The sequence below is a fragment of the Peribacillus sp. FSL M8-0224 genome (genome assembly GCF_038003055.1).
In the GTDB taxonomy this organism is placed as follows: Bacteria; Bacillota; Bacilli; order Bacillales; family DSM-1321; genus Peribacillus; species Peribacillus frigoritolerans.
Window position 1 is genome coordinate 4,548,085 of record NZ_JBBOOJ010000001.1, and the last position, 21,500, is coordinate 4,569,584.

19 protein-coding genes and 1 other annotated feature are annotated in these 21,500 nt (G+C 39.1%); of the genes, 8 read left to right on the plus strand and 11 right to left on the minus strand.

Translation table 11 applies throughout. From position 1 onward, the window contains the following. Window positions 1-275: 275 nt before the first annotated feature. Entirely contained in the window at window positions 276-896 is a 621-nt protein-coding gene (locus MKX49_RS22030; protein WP_340878600.1) for a class I SAM-dependent methyltransferase, read from the minus strand. Window positions 897-1,174: 278 nt separating this feature from the next. Between MKX49_RS22030 and MKX49_RS22035 the strand changes: the two genes are divergently transcribed. Beyond that, window positions 1,175-1,453 carry a PadR family transcriptional regulator gene (locus MKX49_RS22035; RefSeq protein WP_222620182.1) on the plus strand — a complete coding sequence of 93 codons (279 nt, stop codon included), beginning with the start codon at window positions 1,175-1,177 and terminating at the stop codon, window positions 1,451-1,453. A 16-nt stretch (window positions 1,454-1,469) separates the two neighbouring features. Beyond that, entirely contained in the window at window positions 1,470-2,189 is a 720-nt protein-coding gene (locus tag MKX49_RS22040; protein ID WP_340877791.1) for a pentapeptide repeat-containing protein, read from the plus strand. A gap of 141 nt (window positions 2,190-2,330) precedes the next feature. Here the strand turns inward: MKX49_RS22040 and MKX49_RS22045 are convergent, their stop codons facing one another. Next, on the minus strand, window positions 2,331-3,221 hold the full coding sequence (locus MKX49_RS22045; protein WP_340877792.1) for a PhzF family phenazine biosynthesis protein: 891 nt from the start codon (window positions 3,219-3,221) through the stop codon (window positions 2,331-2,333). A gap of 146 nt (window positions 3,222-3,367) precedes the next feature. Continuing rightward, window positions 3,368-3,578 (plus strand) — a binding site (T-box leader). 64 nt (window positions 3,579-3,642) lie between these two features. Between MKX49_RS22045 and MKX49_RS22050 the strand changes: the two genes are divergently transcribed. After that, complete coding sequence (locus tag MKX49_RS22050) at window positions 3,643-4,467, plus strand: hypothetical protein (RefSeq protein WP_340877793.1); 825 nt, start codon at window positions 3,643-3,645, stop codon at window positions 4,465-4,467. 450 nt (window positions 4,468-4,917) lie between these two features. Here MKX49_RS22050 and MKX49_RS22055 read toward each other — a convergent pair whose 3' ends face one another. The 8 genes from MKX49_RS22055 to MKX49_RS22090 all read right to left on the minus strand — a co-directional run bounded on the left by MKX49_RS22055 (window position 4,918) and on the right by MKX49_RS22090 (window position 15,009). After that, window positions 4,918-5,583, minus strand: a complete 666-nt coding sequence (locus MKX49_RS22055) for a hypothetical protein (protein ID WP_340877794.1) — start codon at window positions 5,581-5,583, stop codon at window positions 4,918-4,920. A gap of 821 nt (window positions 5,584-6,404) precedes the next feature. Further along, a complete protein-coding gene (gene galE / locus MKX49_RS22060; protein WP_323598556.1) occupies window positions 6,405-7,376 on the minus strand; it encodes a UDP-glucose 4-epimerase GalE in 972 nt (323 codons plus the stop codon). Window positions 7,377-7,476: 100 nt separating this feature from the next. Beyond that, entirely contained in the window at window positions 7,477-11,079 is a 3,603-nt protein-coding gene (locus MKX49_RS22065) for a CDP-glycerol glycerophosphotransferase family protein (protein WP_340877796.1), read from the minus strand. 137 nt (window positions 11,080-11,216) lie between these two features. Beyond that, a complete protein-coding gene (gene galU / locus MKX49_RS22070; RefSeq protein WP_048690103.1) occupies window positions 11,217-12,104 on the minus strand; it encodes a UTP--glucose-1-phosphate uridylyltransferase GalU in 888 nt (295 codons plus the stop codon). A gap of 405 nt (window positions 12,105-12,509) precedes the next feature. Continuing rightward, window positions 12,510-13,151 carry an NAD(P)-dependent oxidoreductase gene (locus MKX49_RS22075; protein WP_318292510.1) on the minus strand — a complete coding sequence of 214 codons (642 nt, stop codon included), beginning with the start codon at window positions 13,149-13,151 and terminating at the stop codon, window positions 12,510-12,512. A 143-nt stretch (window positions 13,152-13,294) separates the two neighbouring features. Beyond that, a complete protein-coding gene (locus MKX49_RS22080) occupies window positions 13,295-13,705 on the minus strand; it encodes a hypothetical protein (RefSeq protein ID WP_340877798.1) in 411 nt (136 codons plus the stop codon). A 198-nt stretch (window positions 13,706-13,903) separates the two neighbouring features. Then, on the minus strand, window positions 13,904-14,314 hold the full coding sequence (locus tag MKX49_RS22085; RefSeq protein ID WP_048690108.1) for a disulfide oxidoreductase: 411 nt from the start codon (window positions 14,312-14,314) through the stop codon (window positions 13,904-13,906). A gap of 2 nt (window positions 14,315-14,316) precedes the next feature. After that, a complete protein-coding gene (locus MKX49_RS22090) occupies window positions 14,317-15,009 on the minus strand; it encodes a DsbA family protein (RefSeq protein WP_048690110.1) in 693 nt (230 codons plus the stop codon). Window positions 15,010-15,323: 314 nt separating this feature from the next. On the opposite strand from MKX49_RS22090, the gene MKX49_RS22095 reads away from it, so the two are divergent. Then, a complete protein-coding gene (locus MKX49_RS22095; protein ID WP_048690112.1) occupies window positions 15,324-15,758 on the plus strand; it encodes an Rrf2 family transcriptional regulator in 435 nt (144 codons plus the stop codon). A 44-nt stretch (window positions 15,759-15,802) separates the two neighbouring features. On the opposite strand, the gene MKX49_RS22100 is transcribed toward MKX49_RS22095, so the two are convergent. Continuing rightward, complete coding sequence (locus MKX49_RS22100; protein WP_340877799.1) at window positions 15,803-18,898, minus strand: SH3 domain-containing protein; 3,096 nt, start codon at window positions 18,896-18,898, stop codon at window positions 15,803-15,805. A gap of 584 nt (window positions 18,899-19,482) precedes the next feature. Here MKX49_RS22100 and MKX49_RS22105 point away from each other — a divergent pair. From MKX49_RS22105 to MKX49_RS22120, 4 genes are all read left to right on the plus strand, one after another. Continuing rightward, entirely contained in the window at window positions 19,483-20,088 is a 606-nt protein-coding gene (locus tag MKX49_RS22105; RefSeq protein WP_340877800.1) for a protein kinase family protein, read from the plus strand. A gap of 34 nt (window positions 20,089-20,122) precedes the next feature. Then, complete coding sequence (locus MKX49_RS22110; protein ID WP_340877802.1) at window positions 20,123-20,566, plus strand: DUF6376 family protein; 444 nt, start codon at window positions 20,123-20,125, stop codon at window positions 20,564-20,566. A 119-nt stretch (window positions 20,567-20,685) separates the two neighbouring features. Beyond that, on the plus strand, window positions 20,686-21,114 hold the full coding sequence (locus MKX49_RS22115; RefSeq protein WP_095391274.1) for an SRPBCC family protein: 429 nt from the start codon (window positions 20,686-20,688) through the stop codon (window positions 21,112-21,114). Further along, window positions 21,115-21,486 carry an ArsR/SmtB family transcription factor gene (locus tag MKX49_RS22120; protein WP_048686677.1) on the plus strand — a complete coding sequence of 124 codons (372 nt, stop codon included), beginning with the start codon at window positions 21,115-21,117 and terminating at the stop codon, window positions 21,484-21,486. It abuts the gene before it with no gap. Window positions 21,487-21,500 lie beyond the last annotated feature (14 nt).

Sequence of the window (21,500 nt, forward strand, 5' to 3'; positions counted from 1 at the left end):
AGCCGCATCAAAAATGCGTTACATATGACGTTCAGACACCAGTGGACCTTATTGTTATATAATGCTCACTGGAATTTAAAGGTATCAATGATGCACGCAAACTGCCTTCTGATGATATGATCCATTCTTACTCAATAACCCGATGATCAGCTCATTAACCATGTTAGGGAAGACATGGGTTTTATACATGCATGTCAAATATTACATGTTCTTTACAGCGGATCCGGTTTAGCTTCAAAAAACAAAACTCAGCTCTATGTGGTATCCTGATGTCCTCACAACCGTTTACTGATGATTATCTTTCTATACATTCCATTCAGCATGATCGGCCGATCTTCTTCAATTTCCATTTTCTTCTCATGTCCACTGAACAAGTCTTCAAACCTCAAGCCAATATCCGTTCCTAAAAATCGAATGATTTGCCTCAGAAGCTTTTTGGGCACTGAAAGACGTTCATCTTTAGAAATAAACTTATCGAATAGTATTATTTTCCCCTCGCCTTTTACAACCCTGATCATTTCCCGAAGACATTCATTGGCATCAGGTACGACGGAAAGAACCAAACTTCCCACTACATAGTCAAACGATTCATTAGCGAATTCCATTTGCTGTGCATCCATCTCGAGGAAACTGATCGATGCATCATCAAATTTCCCCATTGCTTTTTTTAGCATATCCGCCGACAGGTCTATTGCCGTTATCTCAAGGTCAAGGTTTTTGATCAACTCCAAATCGGCCCCCGTACCTACTCCCACAAACAGGACCTTTGCATGATCATGAAAATCCAGCTCTTCAAACATTCTTTTCCTGGCATCTAAAAAGAGATGAGAGTTGAAGATTTTGTCATAAACCGGCGACCAAAATTTATAAATCACTTTATTCCACGAATTATTCAACATCCCCACCCCCTTACATACATCTTCCATGAAACATCATAAATCCCTTCCAAGCGGATATTACCTCTGGAAAATTAGTACAATTAAAAAGTATATGCGATGCAGTGATTCACTAAAATTGGCATGTTTCTTTTCATAAACCCTCCAAATCTGTATGATCAATAGTAACCAAACTACCTTGACTGTCATAGTAATATACTATAAGATATACCAAAGGAGGTGAGGATTTGGTTCAACGACAACTATCCTCTGACTTGCTTCGCGGACATGTAGATACGATGATTCTAAAACTCCTGCAAAGTGGCGATAAATATGGTTATGAAATCAGCAAACTGATATATACGAATTCCAATGAGCAATATGAAATTAAGGAAGCGACGATGTATTCCAGCCTGAAACGGCTGGAAAAGGATGGATGCATCATCTCTTATTGGGGAGATGCCACACAAGGCGGAAGAAGGAAATATTACAAAATCACCCCAATCGGGGAAAACACATATATCCAAAATAAAAATGACTGGGAGCAGGCCAAGCGAATACTTGAGCGCCTTCTCTAAGAAGGGAAGATGAAATTTGATTGAAAAACTGAATGCACATGTTCATGGCATTTTTGCCCCGTACAAAAGTGCAAAAACAGCAACGGAATTGGAAGAAGAACTGCTGCAAAACTTACTGGAAAAATACGATGACCATAGAAGGAATGGTGCCAGTGAACAGGAAGCGTTCAAGCTGACTGTTGATTCGATTGGGGAGGTATCAGAGCTCATGGAATCCCTCAATCTGCAATACAATGTGCTTGAGCAGGCGATAAGCATGGACTATTCCAGGCATCGCTTATTGGATTCCGACTTCCGCTCGGTTTCGGTTCATGATGGGAAGTTCAATTCCTGCGATTTAAGCCGTTCTGACTTCAGCCATTCCGACCTGACGAGCAGCACATTTAAAAACAGTAACTTAGATCATTGCACCTTTGAAAATGCCAATTTAACTGGCACCTTATTTAAAAATGCAAATTTAAAAGGCGTAACTTTCAAGAACAGCATTTATAATAAAACCCATTTTAAAAGCTGTAATTTATCTGGTCTTATATTCGATGGGGAAACTTTCAAACAAACCATTTTCGAAGGCTCTTCATTGAGAAAGGCATCATTTCGCGATGCCACCCTCATCAATGTTCAATTTCGGATGTCCGATTTAAAGAAAATCGACTTTACTGGAGCTTCGATGGATAAACTCACTTACAACTTTTTACATGGAGCAAAGATTGATCTTAGCGGCGTGACCCTCATCTAAAGGACAGCGATTGTCGCTTCCACCTCAATCATTTGCGTGAACATGTTTCTGATTTACAAGAACCCTGTGCTAAGACACGTAACGTCTTAGCACAGGGTTTTTTCCAAATACTTTTTCAGGCTTGTATCTCATTATGTACCTTTAGACTTCCACTTCAAATTCTTTAACGTAGACAGCATTACCGGTGATTTCAATATCGTATGTGCCATCGTTCTTGGTAGCTGTAACGCGAACTCTGCCATCCTTTCCGATTTCATGCCCCTGTTCGATTAACAAATGCACCTCATCTTCAAGATCAGCCTTTATGTATTTTGCATAATAAGCGCCCATCACACCTGAAGCCGTTCCTGTAACCGGGTCTTCAAGCGTACCTGAATAGGGCGAGGAAAAATGCCGGGCATGCATATGGGCATCACTATCGTACGTTTCCAGGCAAAAGGGATGAACGGAAGCTCTTGGCATTTCCTTTAATAATTGCGGAAACAGGCTATTGTTGGCCTTCATCCTTTTAAATGAACTTCTTTCTTTTACCGGAACCAGTAAAGTCCATAAACCTGTACTTCCATAAACAATAGGTAATTCACTTTCAAGATCTTCTATATCAAGGCCGAGGGAATTGGCTAAGCCACCTTTATCTCCGTTAAACGCTTCAAACTGCGGCGCGGCCTGCTTCATCGTAATATATATATCTTGATTCGCCGTCGCATGGATCTTGATTGGCAATATTCCCGCTCCTGTTTCAATCATCAGCTCATCTTTATCCAATATTCCCCTGGTCTTCAGTGCATGGATGGTAGCCATTGTTGCGTGTCCGCAAAGATTCATTTCGTGTCCCGGTGTAAAATAACGGATTCTAAGATCGGCAATATCGGAATCCATCGGAAAAGAGGTTTCATAGAACCCCACCTTCATCGCTATATCCTGCATTTCCTTTTCGGTCAGTCCATCCGCATCTAAAACCACACCTGCCGGATTTCCTTTATTCGGTTTACTGCTGAACGCATCGTAATGAAAAACCCTTACCGTTTTCAAATCTAACATCTCCTATTAAATGAATGGTGCTTCTATTTAATAGTAATTCTATATCTCTATCCATATCCCTTTTTCGTCCTATAGTAAGTGAACAACCATTGATTTTATTTTCTGACTATTATACAATTACTCAAATTCATCAATTGTAAAATTCCATGAAGGGAAGGAGTACGTTATCGTTCTGTTCCAAAGAGAGCTGGTGCTTTGCTGAAAGCCAGTGTCCAGAATCTACCAAAGATCATCCCCGAGAAGTAAAGCCGAAGCTTCAGTAAGCTTTACCGGTTTCCCCCCGTTAAATGGGATGTGCGTTTGTTATTAAACAAGAGTGGTACCGCGAGTTCAAATTTCGTTCTTAATAAGACGGGATTTTTTTGTATGTAAACCAATCAATGAAAATATCGGGAAAGCGGGTGCAGGAGTCATGCAGACACTATTATTCGTAACGGATTTATACTATGAGGCAAAAGGAAGAAATTATTATGAGGAGGATTTGTTCCTTACCTCGAAGCTTAGGGAGGATTTTCGGTTAGTACTTTGCCATCCTGAAGACATTGAAACGTTTGAAAAGGATTTTGACTTGATCGTCTTTCGAAATGCCGGTCCAGTAGCCAATTTTAAAGACAAGTATCTAGCATTCCGTAATAGAGTGGCTGCTGGTTATTTGAAAACATACAACTCATTTGATGGAAAGGCTGATATGAACGGGAAGGAATACTTAATTGAACTGACGAATGCCCACTTCCCTGTCATTCCGACCATCGATTCACTTGAATCTTTAAATAAACTTCCCAATGTGGAAACGTATATAGTGAAGCCGAAAGATGGCGCGGATTCCATCGGTTTGGAATTTGCCGCGAAAGAAGAATTGGGAGATAAAATGGATGCAAAATCAAAGAACACATTGGTACAGCCATTTATCAACTTTGAGTATGAAGTCTCTTTTTATTTTATCGATAAAGAATTTCAGTACGCCCTTTATGCGCCTGATAAAGAAAAAAGATGGGAATTAAAAGAATATGCCCCTACTGAAGCAGACCTGGCTTTTGCTAAACGATTTATTGAATGGAACAATCTTGATTGGGGCATCCAACGAGTAGATGCCTGTCGGAATGAGCAAGGTGAACTTTTATTAGTAGAACTGGAAGATTTAAATCCGTACCTCTCCCTGTTGGAATTACCCGAAGAAACACGCCAAAATTTTGTAAAAGCCATGAAAAAATCAATCCAGAAAGCTCTTCAAGCTTAGAATGAAAACTGCCGTATAGAGTAAGAAATTAAAAGAATAAACATTGGAAATAGGAAGACAAAGAAGAAAGTAAAAAAGTTGCGGAAGTTTTGGGATTAAACTTCCACCACTTTTTTTACGGACAAGTAAGAATCTCACTTGCAATCCCCCATATTATGAATCGCAGGCAAGGATTGCGATCTCTTCTTTTTGATCGCCCCTTTTTTTATTTGTCGCTCAAGGCTTAGCGACACACGTAATTATAGTCTTATATTTTTGGCCGTTTACTGGTTGCGAATATTTTATTAACTATTGTGTGACTTATTATAAAAACTGGTATGATTAACAAATATAAATAAACATTATGTGGCATATACTCAGTAAAATAGTAGATGAATATGCTTAACCATATAATTAATATTAAGTATTTAAATACAACTTTCATTTAAATATCTCCTTTAAGGAATTCAATTAGTACATGTCTACATAGCCATTGTTTGGTTTTTTATCTAACTTGTCAAGCCTCTTAGCTATTGCGTTACCTGGATCAAGATAAGCTACAGCGTAAAGTGTAACCCCTGTAACTGCAATAGCTAATTTAGGAGCTCCCCATTGAGTTAGTTTTGTTTTAAGTGTTCTACCAAACATTTGACTAGCAGCATTTTTACCTTTTTGTTTGATATATGCTGTTATAGCACCAAGTCCACCACCAACAACAAGCCCAAGAACTACATTAAATGCAGCCCCAGCTACTCTATTTGTAACTTTTACTTTTCCATTAAGAGAAATAGCACTTGCTTCTTGTACACTTAAAATTTCTAATACATTAGATACAGTGTATTCTTCTTTAATAAAGGTTGTATTACCTATATCTTCAGTTTTAGTTGTTACAAGTACTTCTTCTACTTTCTCCGTTTCTTCTAATAGTGCTTCAAAATCATTATAAGTTTCGGATTCTTCATCAAAAAAATTGGTTAATAAATCGCCTACCATTTTTTTATCTTGTTTACTTTCAAGCCCCATTAGATTGACTTGCTCATCTACTATTTGATTAAACACTTCTTTTTCCTCATTAGTCATTTCTTGAATCGAAGGAAGGTTCACTGCAGCTTCTTCAAAGTCAAAATCATCAGACAATAATCCTTCATTTAATTCTATTTCTTCAGCTAATTCAGCGATCTCCTTTGTTACTTTTCCCTCATCCAGATTAGTAATATTAGTAGTTGTTAAATCTTCTAGTACGGCTACACTAGTAATCTCCTTTTGTACTATTTCAGTATTCTCCTGTGCTTCACTTGAAGCAAGGTTAGAAAATAAATTATTAGTATAGCGACAGTTAAAGCAGATATTCTTTTAACAAGCATCCCCTTGGATGTTTTTTCTATTTCTTCCATATTATTTCTCCTCTATTATATATTTACCTCTTTGACAATAACATAGAAGAATATTTGATAGTAGGTCTTTTTTACCAAAAAATATACAAATAAATGTTAAATTTATAAATAGTTTTAATTTAAATATTGGACATGCTTCACAAGAGACATTTACATTCACTGCTAAAAAAAAGAAAAAAACAAGACCAATCTAATTTGGTCTTGTTTTTTAACTAACTTATAAGGTATCTTATTACAACATTTTCCATAAGCTTGGTTAGTTATTGTGGAATATCTGTAGAATGTTAATATAATATTCCTTTTCCCAATCAGTATGGTTTCAAATTAAAAAAATTTATATCTAGCTGAACTAACAGCAAGATTTTAAAGAAACCGGTGGGAATTATCACCAGATTTTAAAACAAAGCTTGGTTTACTACATGTTTTTTGCTGTTTTATATAAAAAAAACCTCAATGGATTTCTGAAAACAGCTGCAACTTCTTCAAATAAAAAAACTGCAGGCAAACTCGTTTTCCTTCGAGTTTGTCTACAGCCTGAAATGACTACCGAGTCCCAAGGGACCATTAATTCATTTGAGATTTATGCCATTTCCACGCACTTTCAATGATTTCTTCCAAATTTATCGATGCTTTCCAACCAAGTTCTTCATATATCTTATTGGCCGAAGCAACCAGGCGGGCTGGATCTCCAGGCCGACGGTCTGCATACTCAACTGTTGGTTTAACTCCTGTGACTTTTTCGCAAGTGTCGATTACATCCTTAACCGAAAATCCTTTTCCATTCCCAAGATTGTAGATGGCCGTATCCTTCTTCCCGGATAATAGGGCTTGAAGCGCGCTTATATGAGCTTGGGCTAAATCCGTTACATGGATATAATCGCGAATGCATGTGCCATCTTCTGTGTCATAGTCCGTACCAAACACGGAAATCTTCTCACGTTGACCTAATAAATGCTGTAAAATGATTGGAATCAGGTGTGTTTCCGGATCATGGCTTTCACCGATTTCTGCTGACGCATGTGCTCCTGCCGCATTGAAGTAACGCAAGACGACATAATGAAGTCCATATGCCTTTGCAAAGTCCCCTAATATCTGTTCCACCATCAATTTCGAGCGGCCATATGGGTTAATCGGATTCGTTGGCTGATCTTCATCAATCATATCCACATTTGGTATCCCGTACGTAGCTGCCGTTGATGAAAAAATGAAATTCTTAACATCATGCTTGAGCATGGTATTCAATAATGTAAGAGTTGCACCTACATTATTATCATAGTATTTATAAGGATCTTGAACAGACTCCCCGACCAAGCTATTAGCGGCAAAGTGCATGACCGCTTTAATCGGATACTTAAGGAAAATATCATTCAAGACCGCTTCGTCCCCTAAATTCCCTTCCACCAAGGTGGCCTTCGAATCAACCAGCGAACGAAATCCAGTTGAGAGATTATCCAGAATGACAACCTCTTCAGTTTTCACTAACTCTTTCACAAGATGACTTCCAATATATCCTGCACCGCCAACGACCAAAATCATATAGTATTACCCCTTTTATTTTAAGCTTAAATGAATCTTTAAATCTCGCAACCTATACATGTCATTAGTGGGAGGTCTCATTATAAGGACCTCCCTCATTTTATAAGCATTTATTGAAGGTTTCCATGGCCAATCCATTATATTGGGTGTAATCAAACTTCGCTAGTTTAGGATTATCATCACTAACCATGGTAGATAAGCCCTTTTCCAGTCCATCTATGCTATTTTCGACAAGTAAACCATATTTACCGTTTTCCAAAACGGTCCGGTTAGCCACTATATCAGTAGCCATGATTTTCATTCCTAAGGTCATTGCCTCCAATAATACCATAGGCTGGCCTTCATAATGTGAGGAAAGAACGAAACAGTCACATTTTTCCATGAACGAAAATGGATTTTCAAGCTGGCCCAAAAGATGAATCGAATGATTTAAGTCCAGCTCATCAATGATTTCCTGCAAATCTTCCTTTAAAGGACCTTGTCCTAAAATATACAGTTTACTATTTTTGTGTTTCCCATGAAAGCCTGCGAATGCACGAATCAAATTATCTTGCCCTTTTTCAGGTGATAACCTTCCCATATTGACAAAGTTAAAATCATTTTTATCAGGATATGGAACGAACTGATCATTCACTTCCAACCCATGGACCTCTTGTACGATTAACGCCTGTTTATCGATCCAGCCTATAGATATCCCGTCCAATGATATATGGGCATACGTACCAAGTTGAGTAACCGCTTCTTTATCGAATTCAACGATCCGGCCATTAAAGGTTGGCCCATTTTCCAAGACCATGGCATCTTGCAGCCCATAAGGCTTATCCCATATATGATAATCGCCTAAGTTAATTTCGGCAGTGCCGCGCACTTCCCGTTCTTTTAACAGGATTGGCTCTTCTATGATTTCGAATGCCCCCGTATTTAACCAGCCTATTTTCTTATTATCGATTTCGAAAAGGTAATAGCCGCCTTTGTTGGTTCTATTATACTTGATGATTCTGACGATTTGCCCTTCAAAATCGATTGCCTTGCTCACTCTTTTAGCCTTGTAGTTCGGATATGCCTTCGTCCAGATTGTATGATCTTCCGGGTTGGTTATTTTACCGTACTTCTGATTACCGGTGTTTATTTCCTTCAGCGTTCTATTCTCGATCTTATCGATGAACTTTTTATTGTTTTTATAGTTTCTCGATATGATATATTTTCTTTTCATCATGATTTGCAGCTTGTCATTATAGCTCATGTCTTCATTGATTGTACAATGTTCAAGCACGGATAAAGCAGAATTATCTATCCAGCCTATGATCTTGTCTTTTACTGATATTCTGCTATAAATCGAATGCTGGGTTTTTGCTTCCCTATCGACTTTTACAATGATCCCTTTAAAATCATGACTGCCGGAAACTTTGTATGTTCCTTCAACTTTATACGGCAAGGACCAAATATAGTTCGATCGAGGTCTTACTAACCTTGCAATTTTATCCACTTCTTTTTCATAAATAATGCTGTCTGGCAGAAGCTCCACAGCTTCTTCACTAATCCAGCCTATTATTTGATTGTCATGACTGAATTTATAAAAAGTCTTTTGATCAGCATAGGTTTTCCTCGAAATCACGATTTCAGCACCTTCAAATCGTTCTTCCAATGGAAATTGAGCGGCATTCGAAATTCCCGGAAGGGTATTCCAAACAGGATTATCCTTGACATCCCTTAAAATCGCCCTCGCTTTGAAGTTTTCTGTGATCATCGCCTTTTCATCATTTTCACTACCTTCAGGCTCATTTGACTCGATTTGAAGGATTTTATCTGGGTTGATGGAATTCATTACATAATCAAATTTATCGAAGTCTGCATACTCCAATAGATTCTTTCGGTTTAATTCCATCGTTCCCTCAGACACGCTTACCAGTTTATCAAATCGATTGTATACCGAAAAAATCCCTCTTAGATTAATCCGGTGAGGTCTCTTTCCGTTAATGATGCGTTCACTATCAGAAAGCAAATCATTATGCATATAACAAACTTTCTTTTTTGCATCCGCCGCCAGCAGATATTTAGCCCAATAATGGCTATAACCACTAAAATCGATAACAAAATCAAACTTTGTTTTGCCGAATAAACGTGCATGCTCTCTAATATAGGCATTTTCCGGGTAAAGCTTCTTCCCTAAGAAACCTCTTTCCCCTCTGTTATGGATGAATTTATCTTTATAGACTTCCAATATGTTATAAACAGGCAAGCCAGGTTTGAATAGAAAACGCACATTCTTATTAACCTTGCCCATATTTTTCAAAACCTCGTATGAGTGAGGAGTCGCCGTGAAACAGCTGACATCATATTTATCATAATCAATATTATTCATTAAGTTAAGGAAAGAAGATGTAATCCCGTTATCCCTCAAACCGCCCGGATAAATTAATATTTTTTCCTTTGCCGAATCCAGCCCTGTAATTGTGTTTAGTTGTTTCGTAGACTTATTGAATATATTTTTGACTATTCTCTCTGTTACTTTTCCATCCTCATGGTTCGTGAACTTTTCCTGCATTTTTTTATATTTATCGGAATATCTCAATTCCACATCTTTAATATCTTTAATGGCTAGCGCCAATTCTTTTGAGTTAAAAAGCATGGGTCCCGGAAGTTCGTCATTTTGGAGATATTGTCCCCTTTGCTCTGCATAAACGTCCGTATCCCAAGTGTAAAATAGAATGGGCTTATCCGTAACAAGGTAATCAAAGAAAATGCTGGAATAATCCGTGATAAGCAAATCGACTGCAGCAAGCAATTCATTTGTATCCACATGGTCTGGTATTAGCCGATCCTTGATTTCCGAATGCTTGGCCGCTTCTTTATATAGAAATGGATGTACCTTAATTAATAGGTTATATTGTTCACCGATTTGACTTTGTAAATAATGAATATCTGCAATGATTTGAAGAAGATCATTATCCACCTTGGCAAGGTTCGTCCCCTTCCAAGTCGGGGCATATAAAATATTTTCCTTAGCATCACTGATTTTCAACCCCAGGGTCCTTAAATAATCCTTATACTCCCCCGGATTCGTATTCAGCGTCAAATCGATTCTCGGATATCCTTCTTCTATTATTTCACCTTTATACAATCCATTTAACTTATAGCTATGTGTAAATATGTTGGTAGTATGGGCATTAGGGCTCAAAATGAAATCTGCACTCAAGAAGTTCCTGACAACGTTTTGAGAGACCGAAGGGTTACCGGGTATATCAAAGCCCATATTCTTAAGGGGCGTTCCATGCCAGGTATTGATGTAAATCTGATCGCTTTTAGGGATGAAGAAAGACTGGAATGTGGAATTATTGATTAAATACTCACTTGTTGCCAACCACTTTAAATATTCCTTTGAATTACGTTGAACAAATTGAACATTCGGCATATCCTTATACTTCGCCATTACACCTGAGAGGACACTGAAATCCTGGATTGACCAAATGTGCATAAAATCTTGGTAGTCCTGATTTTCCAGCATATATTTAAACATCGCGTATGGACTGTCGGTCATACTGTTTCCATCACGGCTCTCATATAGAATGGTGTTTTTTTGAATGCTTAATTTCTCATAATACTTTGCATATCTATTTACACGCTGATGATTTTCCTTTAATAGGAAATTAACGATAGGCTGTTTAAGGAAATCGACTTTTCTTTTTATTACCTTCTTATTCACTAAATAGGCATCCCCTTTTATGGATTTATATTCACCATTCAAAATTATGTTTGCATTTCAGTAACCAAAAATAACAACTATGAATGATCAATAGTTGGAGATTTTTTCTAAACTAATTACTCTATTCATTTAAAAGATCACTTATCCACTGCCTTGTGCATTTCGAGGATATTTTCCATTACTTTTAAAATGTCGTCTCTTAAATCGGGACGTTGCAGGGCAAATTCAATTGTCGTTTTCACAAAGCCATCGACAACTCCGACATCATAGCGTTTCCCTTCAAAATCATAAGCGAAGACACTTTGGATTTCATTCAGTTTTTGGATGGCATCCGTTAACTGGATTTCACCGCCAGCCCCTGTTTCCTGCTTGGCCAGGAAGTCGAATATTTCCGGAGTCAGTATGTATCTTCCCATTATGGCTAAGTTGGATGGTGCCGTTCCTTGTTTTGGTTTTTCGACGAAACGGTTCACTTCGTATCTCCTGCCCTCTTGCGTAAGCGGGTCGATGATGCCATATCTATGTGTTTCACTCTCATTCACCGGCTGCACACCAATGATGGACGAACCTGTCGCATCATATTCGTTGATCAATTGACGCAGGGAGGGCACATCGCTTTCCACGATATCATCGCCTAAAAGGACGGCAAATGGCTCATCACCAATAAAGTTACGTGCACACCAAACAGCATGTCCGAGGCCTCTCGGTTCTTTTTGCCTAATGTAATGGATATTAGCCAAATTGGATGGGTATCTCACCTTCTCCAATAAATCGAATTTCCCTTTTTCAATCAAGTTATTCTCTAGTTCGTACGCATTATCAAAATGATCTTCTATCGCTCGTTTATTCTTTCCTGTGACAATGATTATATCTTCAATTCCCGCTTTCACGGCTTCTTCTATAATATATTGTATAGTTGGTTTATCGACTATTGGCAGCATTTCTTTAGGCATAGCCTTCGTTGCGGGCAAGAATCTGGTTCCCAATCCCGCTGCAGGTATAATCGCCTTTTTAACTTTTTTCATTCATTGTAACTCCTTCATATTAGGATAAATCAACAAAACTCTCCAAATTTTTCTGAATCATCCTTTTTATAGTAACATAGACTCGTTTTTTGTAAATATATTAACAGAAAAAATTCCTTCATTTGTAAGCGCAACCAAAATATTTAAGGCCTTTCCCCGATTCTTAAGGAAAAGGCCTTATTTTCTTACATACAGCTCATAGATCTAAAGACTTATCAATTATTGATCATCTCACCTGCTTCAATTTCTATTACTCGGCTTCTTCCCTATCGGTGCCCACCGTCGGCTCTTTGATCCTCATCAGCGATGAAATATACATCAACGGTCTTCCTTGGCGAGCCTGCGCCGATTCAGAAGTTTCTATCGTAAAAAAAAACGTCACCCCAGAGGAGAGACGTCACTAAATTATTCAGCTTCGGCAACAACGGTAAAGCGCTGGTTGATGTGCTGCGGATTTTCAATTTCATCAAGTACTGCAAGGGCAAAATCGGCATAACTTACATAGCTTTCGCCCTTTGAGTTTACAAGAAGGTTGTCTTTACCCAGTTTATACCCACCTGTTCTATTTCCTTCCGGATCAAAGAAGGCGGAAGGACTGATGAACGTCCATTGGATGTCAGTGGCGTTTTGCAGATCTCCAAGGTTCTTGGATTGATTATACGCTGTTGCAAAATATTCTTTAGGAAAATCAGGCGTATCCAGGACACGGATCGTTTTTGCTTCGTCAACAAAAAGACTTCCAGCTCCGCCAACAACGATAAGTTTCGTTTGTGGAGCCCCTTTCATTGCTTCAATCAAGATTTTTCCTGCATCCACATGCAGATGTTCTTTCCCCGGAGCAGCGCCAAACGCATTCACTACAACATCGAATTCTTTAATATCTTCTGCTTTCAAATCGAATACGTCTTTTTCCAGTACGGAAGCTCCTTGAATTTGGACTTTAGCTTCATCCCTGACAATGGCCGTAACTTCATGTCCCCTAGTCAATGCTTCCTTTAAAATCAGACTTCCAGCTTTTCCGCTCGCACCAATAATACCGATTTTCATTTTACATTCCTCCTATATATTGTTTTGAAATATTAGTTGTAACTAAATTACTTACATGTAACAATATAAGTTACAAGTTAACGTTTTGTCAACTTTATTATTTAGAGGTGTTTCGTCGATATAATCCGATTTTCGATCATATATTACTGATTTTCGTCGATATAAATCAGATTTCGATCATATATTGCTAATTTCCGAAGATATATCCTGATTTTCGATGATATATCCTGTTTTTCGCCGATATAATCCGCAGTTTCGTCGATATATTGCAATTTTCGATGATATATCCGCAGCTTCGTCGATATATTGCAATTTTCGAAGATATATCCTGATTTTCCGCTGATATATTGCTGATTTTCGTCGATATAGTCCGATTTTTGATGATATATCCGCAGCTTCGTCATATATTGCTGATTTTCGTCGATATAATCCGATTTTCGATCATATATTGCTATTTTCGGAGATATATCCTGATTCTCGATGATATATCCTGTTTTTCGCCGATATAATCCGATTTTCGTTGATATATCCGCAGTTTCGTCGATATATTGCAATTTTCGGAGATATATCCTGATTTTCGATGATATATTGCTGATTTTCGTCGATATAATCCGATTTTTGATGATATATCCTGATTTTCCGCTGATATATTGCTGATTTTCGTCGATATAGTCCGATTTTTGATGGTATATCCTGATTTTTCATCCGATATATATAAAAACGCACCATTCCTTTTAGAATGGTGCGCTTGATTACATGCTGATTTTCTTTTTCATTAGCAGTGCCATGCAGATTGTGATGAGCGTAAAGGCGATGAAGGACAAAAACGGGATCGTGATGAATCCTAGCCAATTTATATACTCACCTGAGCAGGGAACCCCGCTTTGGCACATTTCGAAATGCTGTAGTGCTGGAATTTTTTGCAGACTATAGTGATACCCTGACACCGCCATGCCCAAAATTGATAATGGGAGGATGTATCGATAGATTTTCAGGTCCTGTTCATAAAAGGCCCGGCCCAATAAGATGACGAGCGGGTACATCAGGATCCTTTGGTACCAACAAAAGGTGCAGGGTACATAATGGAGAATCTCACTAAAGTAGAGACTTCCGGCAGTGGCGATGATGGACAGGATCCAAGAAAGTAATAGTGGCTTGTTCATCACTATTTCTCCTTCGCTGCATCATCAACCATTTTCACTAAATCATCGATTGTATTTCCTTCAAACTTCTTGCCATTGACGAATAAGGAAGGTGTTCCAGTAACACCTAATTCGTCGGCCAACTCCATATCCTTGTTCCATTGGTCCTCGGACTTTTTGGCTTTAAAAGAGGTAACGACTTTTTTAACTTCTTTGTCATTTGCGATTTCTTTCAATGTTTCTTCTAAGAATTTGTCCGTAAAGACATCTTGCTTTTCATATTTCAGGTCAGCTGGCTGCTTATCGAACAAAAGCTCATGAAATTCCCAAAAAGTCTCATTGCCTAATTCCTGATAAACACTTTCCGCAAATTTAGCGGATCTGGTTGAATCGACGTTAATGAACGAATAATTCATGAAATAAAATTGCGCTTTTCCTGTATCAATCAATTCACTTTGTATAGAAGGGAAGAATTGCTCCTCGAATGTCTTACAGACTGGACATTTATAATCCCCAAATTCCACTATTTGGACAGGAGCCGATTTTTCTCCCAAATAAGGTTGTGATTTATAATCGATTTCATTAACGGCTGTATCTTCGTCTTTTTTCCCATTTGCTAAAAATATAAAGCCAATAATGATTACAGCGATTAACCCGATGATCCAAAACGTGAATGCTGAAGATTGTTTTTGATTACCCTTTTTTTTATTAGCCATCATATACCTCCATCACTTGTAGTTGTGTCGATATTTCTTATCCAGCCATGGCGGCCGATTTCAGTTCCCCCTTTCCTGCACCTTTCACCTGTAACTGATTCATTTACACGTTATAATATAAGTTTCACCATGCTTGTTTGTCAATTACACATACCTTTTATTTTTGCCTTTGCAGCAACGGCGTGACTTGACAAGGAAACGGTTAATGGATAAATATTATTCTTGCAGGTCATTATAACTTGTAACCACTTGAATTACATGTTAAATAATTTATACTATATAGGAATAGAGATTTTAAAGGAGAGAAAAAAGAGATGTCCATCAGTACCCGCTTTTCCGTAGGAATCCATATATTATCTCTTTTAGAAATAAACAAAGAAGGCGTTAACACTTCCGATTTTATTGCCAAAAGTGTAAACACCAACCCAGCCTTAATCAGAAAAATCACTGGCATGCTGAAGAATGCAGGTTTAGTGAATGTTCGGCCGGGTATCGCCGGAGCGACATTGGCCAAGGAATTGTCGGATATCACTTTGCTCGATGTTTATCACGCTGTCAACGTTGTCTCCGATAAAGAATTATTTGGAATTCATGAAAATCCTAATCCAGCATGCACTGTTGGAAGAAATATACAAGATACAATAGAACCCATCTTTTCCGTTGCTGAACTTGCCTTGGAAAAGGCGTTGGGAGTGGTGACGATCGAGGATGTCGTCAAGGGGATTCTGGAAAAGGATAAAACTGAGTAGCAAAAAAACACATGAGCCGGACTCATGTGTTTTTTTCCGTTTCCTTATTTATACTTAGGAACCTCAATCGTCAATTTATATGAATCTAATAAACTATATAAATTATAAATCTGTTTCACTTGTTTTGTTGCCCAGCCAATATCAGTTGCATACTGGTGTGATGCATATCCATATTTCTCTGCAGCTGTAGGATTCCACCTCATTTTATAAAGCGTGTCCTGTCCAGCAGAGATATATCCTTTGGCGATGAATTCAGCACCGCCTATGATGGCCGCTTCCGGGGTGAACCAGCCCGCATTATAGGCGTATTGAGCGCCGCTGCTTAGCGCCGTTCCGTCAAACGCCCCGACTCCATACATATTATAGACCGTTTTCCCGTTCACCTTTACGCCAGTCGCTAATGGTGAGGTGCCATTCCCGGTCTCCAGCAAAGCATGTGAAATCAGGTAGATTTCATTGACCCCGTATTTTTCCCCTGCCGCAGTGAAGGTTGCCGCTTTGCCTTGTAGTATCCCTTTACCTGAAAGGATTCTATTATTCACTTCAGAAACGTTCATGTTGGTGACTTGGGAGAGCTTGACGAATTGGAATGAATGGACTGGATCATTCACGAAATTATTTGGGTTAAGATTATATTCTATATCTTCCGGACTGGCATTTACCCATGTCTTGTTATAGTCCACCTCATACCAATAATATCCGTCAGAGCCCCTTACTTTTGATTTAATAGTCAATGATTGATTATTGCTTACAGGACCGACTGCCCAATAATTCGATCCAGCTCCGCTCCTGACACGCCATCCGGTTCCTTTAACGGTACCTTTTGTTGAATTGATTAAAGTTAATCCATCTTCACGTATGTAGGTTTTATACTTCTTATCCGTCTGACCGTTTACGGCCATTTGAATTTCAACCATCTTTTCCATCGTAAGATTATACTCTTTATCGATCCTGATTATCGATCCATTCGAGCTTCCCGGACCTTCCGGTGCTTTGGCCGTTAAATATTGCGTACTGACATATCCGGTTTTTCCATTGGCCGTGACTCTTGACCAGCCATTAGACTCTGAATACACCGTTACGGCCGTATTATTTACAAGCTTGGCTATAATTGAAGCGGAAGCCGATGCTGCAGACCGCATATTCAGACTCGAGCCATCACTTACGTTTACATATTTAACTAATGTGTTTGCTTCTCCATCTGGATTCAGTCCCGGTACAGAACCTGGCTTCGTTGCTGATAGATATTTCGTACTGACATAACCTTCTCCGCCATACGCTTTAATTTTTGACCAGCCATTTGATTCCGAGATGACTTCCACCTCTACACCCCTTGCCAGTTTCACAATGACGGAAGCACTATCCGACGGCTTATTCCGCATATTAAGTGAACCCGAGCTGACATTTACATATTTGGTTGTCGTTTTTTCAGGTATGGATGGTTTGGAGTCCGTTCCAGGCTTTATCGTCGATAGATAGTCAGTACTGACATACCCATCCTTCCCATTTGCCTTGATTTTCGCCCAGCCTTTGGATTCCGAATAGACCGTCACTTCCGTTCCTTTTGACAGTTTTGCGACTATGCTCGCGCTTTCCGACCCGCTTTTTCTCATATTGAGCGTTCCAGAGCTTACGTTTACATATTTCGTCGTCGTTTTTTCAGGCGTGACTGATCCCGTTCCTGGTTTTGATGTCGATAGATATTTGGTACTGACATGGCCGTCTTTTCCATTGGCTTTGATCTTCGCCCAGCCTTTGGATTCCGAATACACCGTCACTTTCGTTCCTTTTGACAGCTTTGCGACTATGCTCGCGCTTTCCGATCCGCTTTTTCTCATATTGAGCGTTCCAGAGCTCACGTTTACATATTTCGTCGTCGTTTTTTCAGGCGTGACTGCCGTTGATCCCGTTCCTGGCTTTGTAGCAGATAGATATTTCGTGCTGACATATCCGTCCTTTCCATTGGCTTTGACTTTCGCCCAGCCATTGGATTCCGAATACACCGTCACTTTCGTTCCTTTTGAAAGGATGGCGACTATGCTTGCGGTAGCTTTTCCACTTTTTCGCATATTGAGTGATCCCGTGCTCACGTTTACATATTTCGTCGTCGTTTTTACAGGCGTGGCTGCCGTTGATCCCGATCCCGGCTTAGAAGCAGACAGATATTTGGTGTTGACATATCCATCCTTTCCATTGGCTTTGATTTTCGCCCAGCCATTTGATTCCGAGTACACCGTCACTTTCGTCCCTTTTGAAAGGATGGCAACTATGCTTGCGGTAGCTTTTCCGCTTTTTCGCATATTGAGTGATCCCGTGCTCACATTCACATATTTCGTTGTCGTTTTACCCGTTGCCGCAGCTTTGGTCACTGTTCCAGGCTTCGTGGCCGATAGATACTTCGTGCTGACATATCCATCCTTTCCATTGGCTTTGATTTTCGCCCAGCCTTTGGATTCCGAATAGACCGTTACCTGTGTGCCTCTTGTCAGCTTTGCGACTATGCTGGCACTATCACTCCCGATTTTTCGCATATTAAGTAAACCTGTGCTCACATTCACATATTTCGTTGTCGTTTTAACGGTTGCCGCAGCTTTGGTCACTGTTCCAGGCTTCGTTGCCGATAGATACTTCGTGCTGACATATCCTTCTTTTCCATTGGCCTTGACCTTAGCCCAGCCTTTGGATTCCGAATACACCGTCACCTGTGTGCCCCTTGTCAGCTTTGCGACTATGCTGGCACTATCACTCCCGATTTTTCGCATATTAAGTAAACCTGTGCTCACATTCACATATTTCGTTGTCGTTTTAATGGTCACTGCCGTTTTCGTTAAAGTCCCTGGCTTCGTTGCCGATAAATACTTGGTACTGACATATCCTTCTTTTCCATTGGCTTTGATCTTCGCCCAGCCTTTGGATTCCGAATACACCGTCACCTGTGTGCCATTTGCGAGCTTTGCGACTACGCTGGAACCTTCCGCCCCGGTTTTTCTCATATTGAGTGATCCGGAATTCACCTGCACAAACATGACGTCTTCAATATTGGCCTGTTCGGCATGTAGTGGAGCTGCAGATATTTTTTCTTCGAAAGCAACTGTAGACAACACTGCAAAACAGAAAGTTGGTATAATTAATTTCTTCATCTCATTCTCCCTACTAAAGAATTATATTTTTAACATTTATTTAAATATCGGTTAAAATTAGTATGATATTATAGGTAAATATGCTCATTCGTCTAAAATATAACATATTCCTTTAGATCTATAGGGAGATAAAAGTGATTGTAACATAATAGTAAAATAATAGACATTTAAGTAATTATATAGAAACATTTGCAATGAAGCTTATGCGACAGGCAAATGATGACCATTAAGTATATTGATATAATTACTTACCACTCAAATTAATGCTAATGAGACGAGCATCTTTTTGCCTAAATCGAATATATATAAAGGGTAGGCACGCGATCCTTATATTTGACGGATCGAGGCAATAACCTATATAATTACTGTATATAACTTATAAGAATCCTTCTGTTAAGGGGAGTAGCTATACAATAAAGTCGTCAGTACAGGATTGAATCCTCGGCTTTATTGGCAACTGATTTTAGTTGTTTGCAAGACCTTGCCGATTATTTGGTGAGGTCTTTTAATTTAAGACGGTATAACCAATAATCGGTTATACCGTCTTTTTTGATTCGAAAAATTGCACAATAGAGGTGAAAAGTATGCAGAACTATAATGAATTAGCTAAAAGCGTTAAGATTTCCGATGATAAAAAGCATGTATTGCTCGATGCCGACCCATCTTTATCACTGATCGGAAAAGGCCGAAGCGCATATGTTTTCCGAATACATTCCACCAATAAGGCACTAAAAGTGTTTTTCCCGGATCATACTCACACAGCTAAAGTTGAAGCTGAAATATACAAAACCGTCCAATCCATCGAATACTATCCAACCCTATATGATGCGGGGGTAAATTACCTGGTTATAGATCACATTGAAGGCAACACTCTTTTTGAATGTTTAACATTGGGGATCCCGATAACGGAAGAAAACATTGCGGAGATAGACCATGCGCTGCAATTGGCAAGGAAAGAGGGATTGAATCCTTCGGATATCCACTTGCGAAACATCTTCATCACTTCTGATAAAAAGGTGAAGATCATTGATGTTGCAAGGTTTAAGCAAGTGAAATCCTGCAATCAGTGGCACGACTTGAAAAGTGCTTTTCACCTTTTCTATTCGAAGTCATTTTTTCCGAAGAAGATTCCCAGCTTCATATTGAATTCCATTGCAGCGATTTATAAAAAAAGATTTCTGCCCATCTGATCCTTACTATAAAAAAATCACATAGGAGGCACATATGAAAAAAATAATGACCATTGCTCTGCTGTCCATCCTTACATTAAGCGGATGTTCAGCATTAGAAGAAGTCAATTCATCATTGGAGTATGCAGATGATGCGACGGAGTATGTAAATACCGTTCAGGATTTTGCCAATGAGGTTCCCACCATGTCACAGGACGCCATCACGAATGCCGAAACAAGGGCAAATCTTGAAAAAGAACTGGAATTGATGAAAACGGAGATTCAAGAATTCAATGCAACTGAACCACCCAAAATCGCTGAAGGCATCCATGAGAAGATCGTCAGTTCAAATCAACAGCTTTCAGATGGAATTGAATTATATCTGAATAATATTGAAAAGGGCCAAATTGATCCTAAGGCATTGGAAGATTCAGAGATAATGAAATCAATCGATAATATAACGGGATTGGCAAAACAAATCGAAGAGTTGGGAAATTAATCCCCCTGCAATGAATAAAAAGGAATCGCTTGAAACAAATTATTGACATGAAACCAAAAGGTTTTATATAATCGACAAAGCGAAACCAATTGGTTTCACATTTTCACTTACAAAGGAGAATCAGTATGGAAAATACATTACAGGATATCAAGAAAACGGTTATTCTTGAAGCACCTATCCAAAAAGTTTGGGATACAGTTTCCACTGCAGAGGGCATAGCTTCATGGTTCATGCCAAATGATTTTCAACCGAAAGTGGGACATGAGTTCCATGTGCAATCACCCTTCGGCCCATCTCCTTGTAAGGTAACGGAGTTAGATGCTCCTCATCGCCTTTCATTCAGTTGGGATACGGACGGTTGGTTCATTTCCTTCCTTTTAAAAGAAGTGGATGGCAAAACGGAGTTCACCCTTATTCATGGCGGCTGGAAAGAGCCTGATACGATTCTTACGAAACCGAACGAAAAAAGCTCAGTGATTCGCGATAGAATGAATCATGGCTGGGAACAAATCGTTAATCAAGGTCTTAAAAAGGCTGTTGAGGGCTAAGTGTCTGCTTCAGAAAAACATGATGTATTCCAGGCTATCGCCGACCCAACCCGCCGAAAGGTCCTGCAATTGCTTGCTGAAGGGGATTTACCCATTTCAGAAATCACTTCTCACTTTTCCATGAGCCGTACGGCGATTGCCAAGCATCTTCATATCCTTTCTGAAGCTGAATTGGTCAGTGGCCGGAAGGTAGGAAGAGAGAAACGCTTTCGGCTTCAGCCGGAACCTTTAGCGGAATTGAAACAGTGGCTTTCTTTTTACGATCAATTCTGGGATAACAAATTATCCATCCTTAAACATGTGATTGAAAATTCAGGGGAAAATGGATTGAAAGTCATCGAAAAAGAAAAGGACACGAATGAACCATCATAATGAGAAAACCCCCG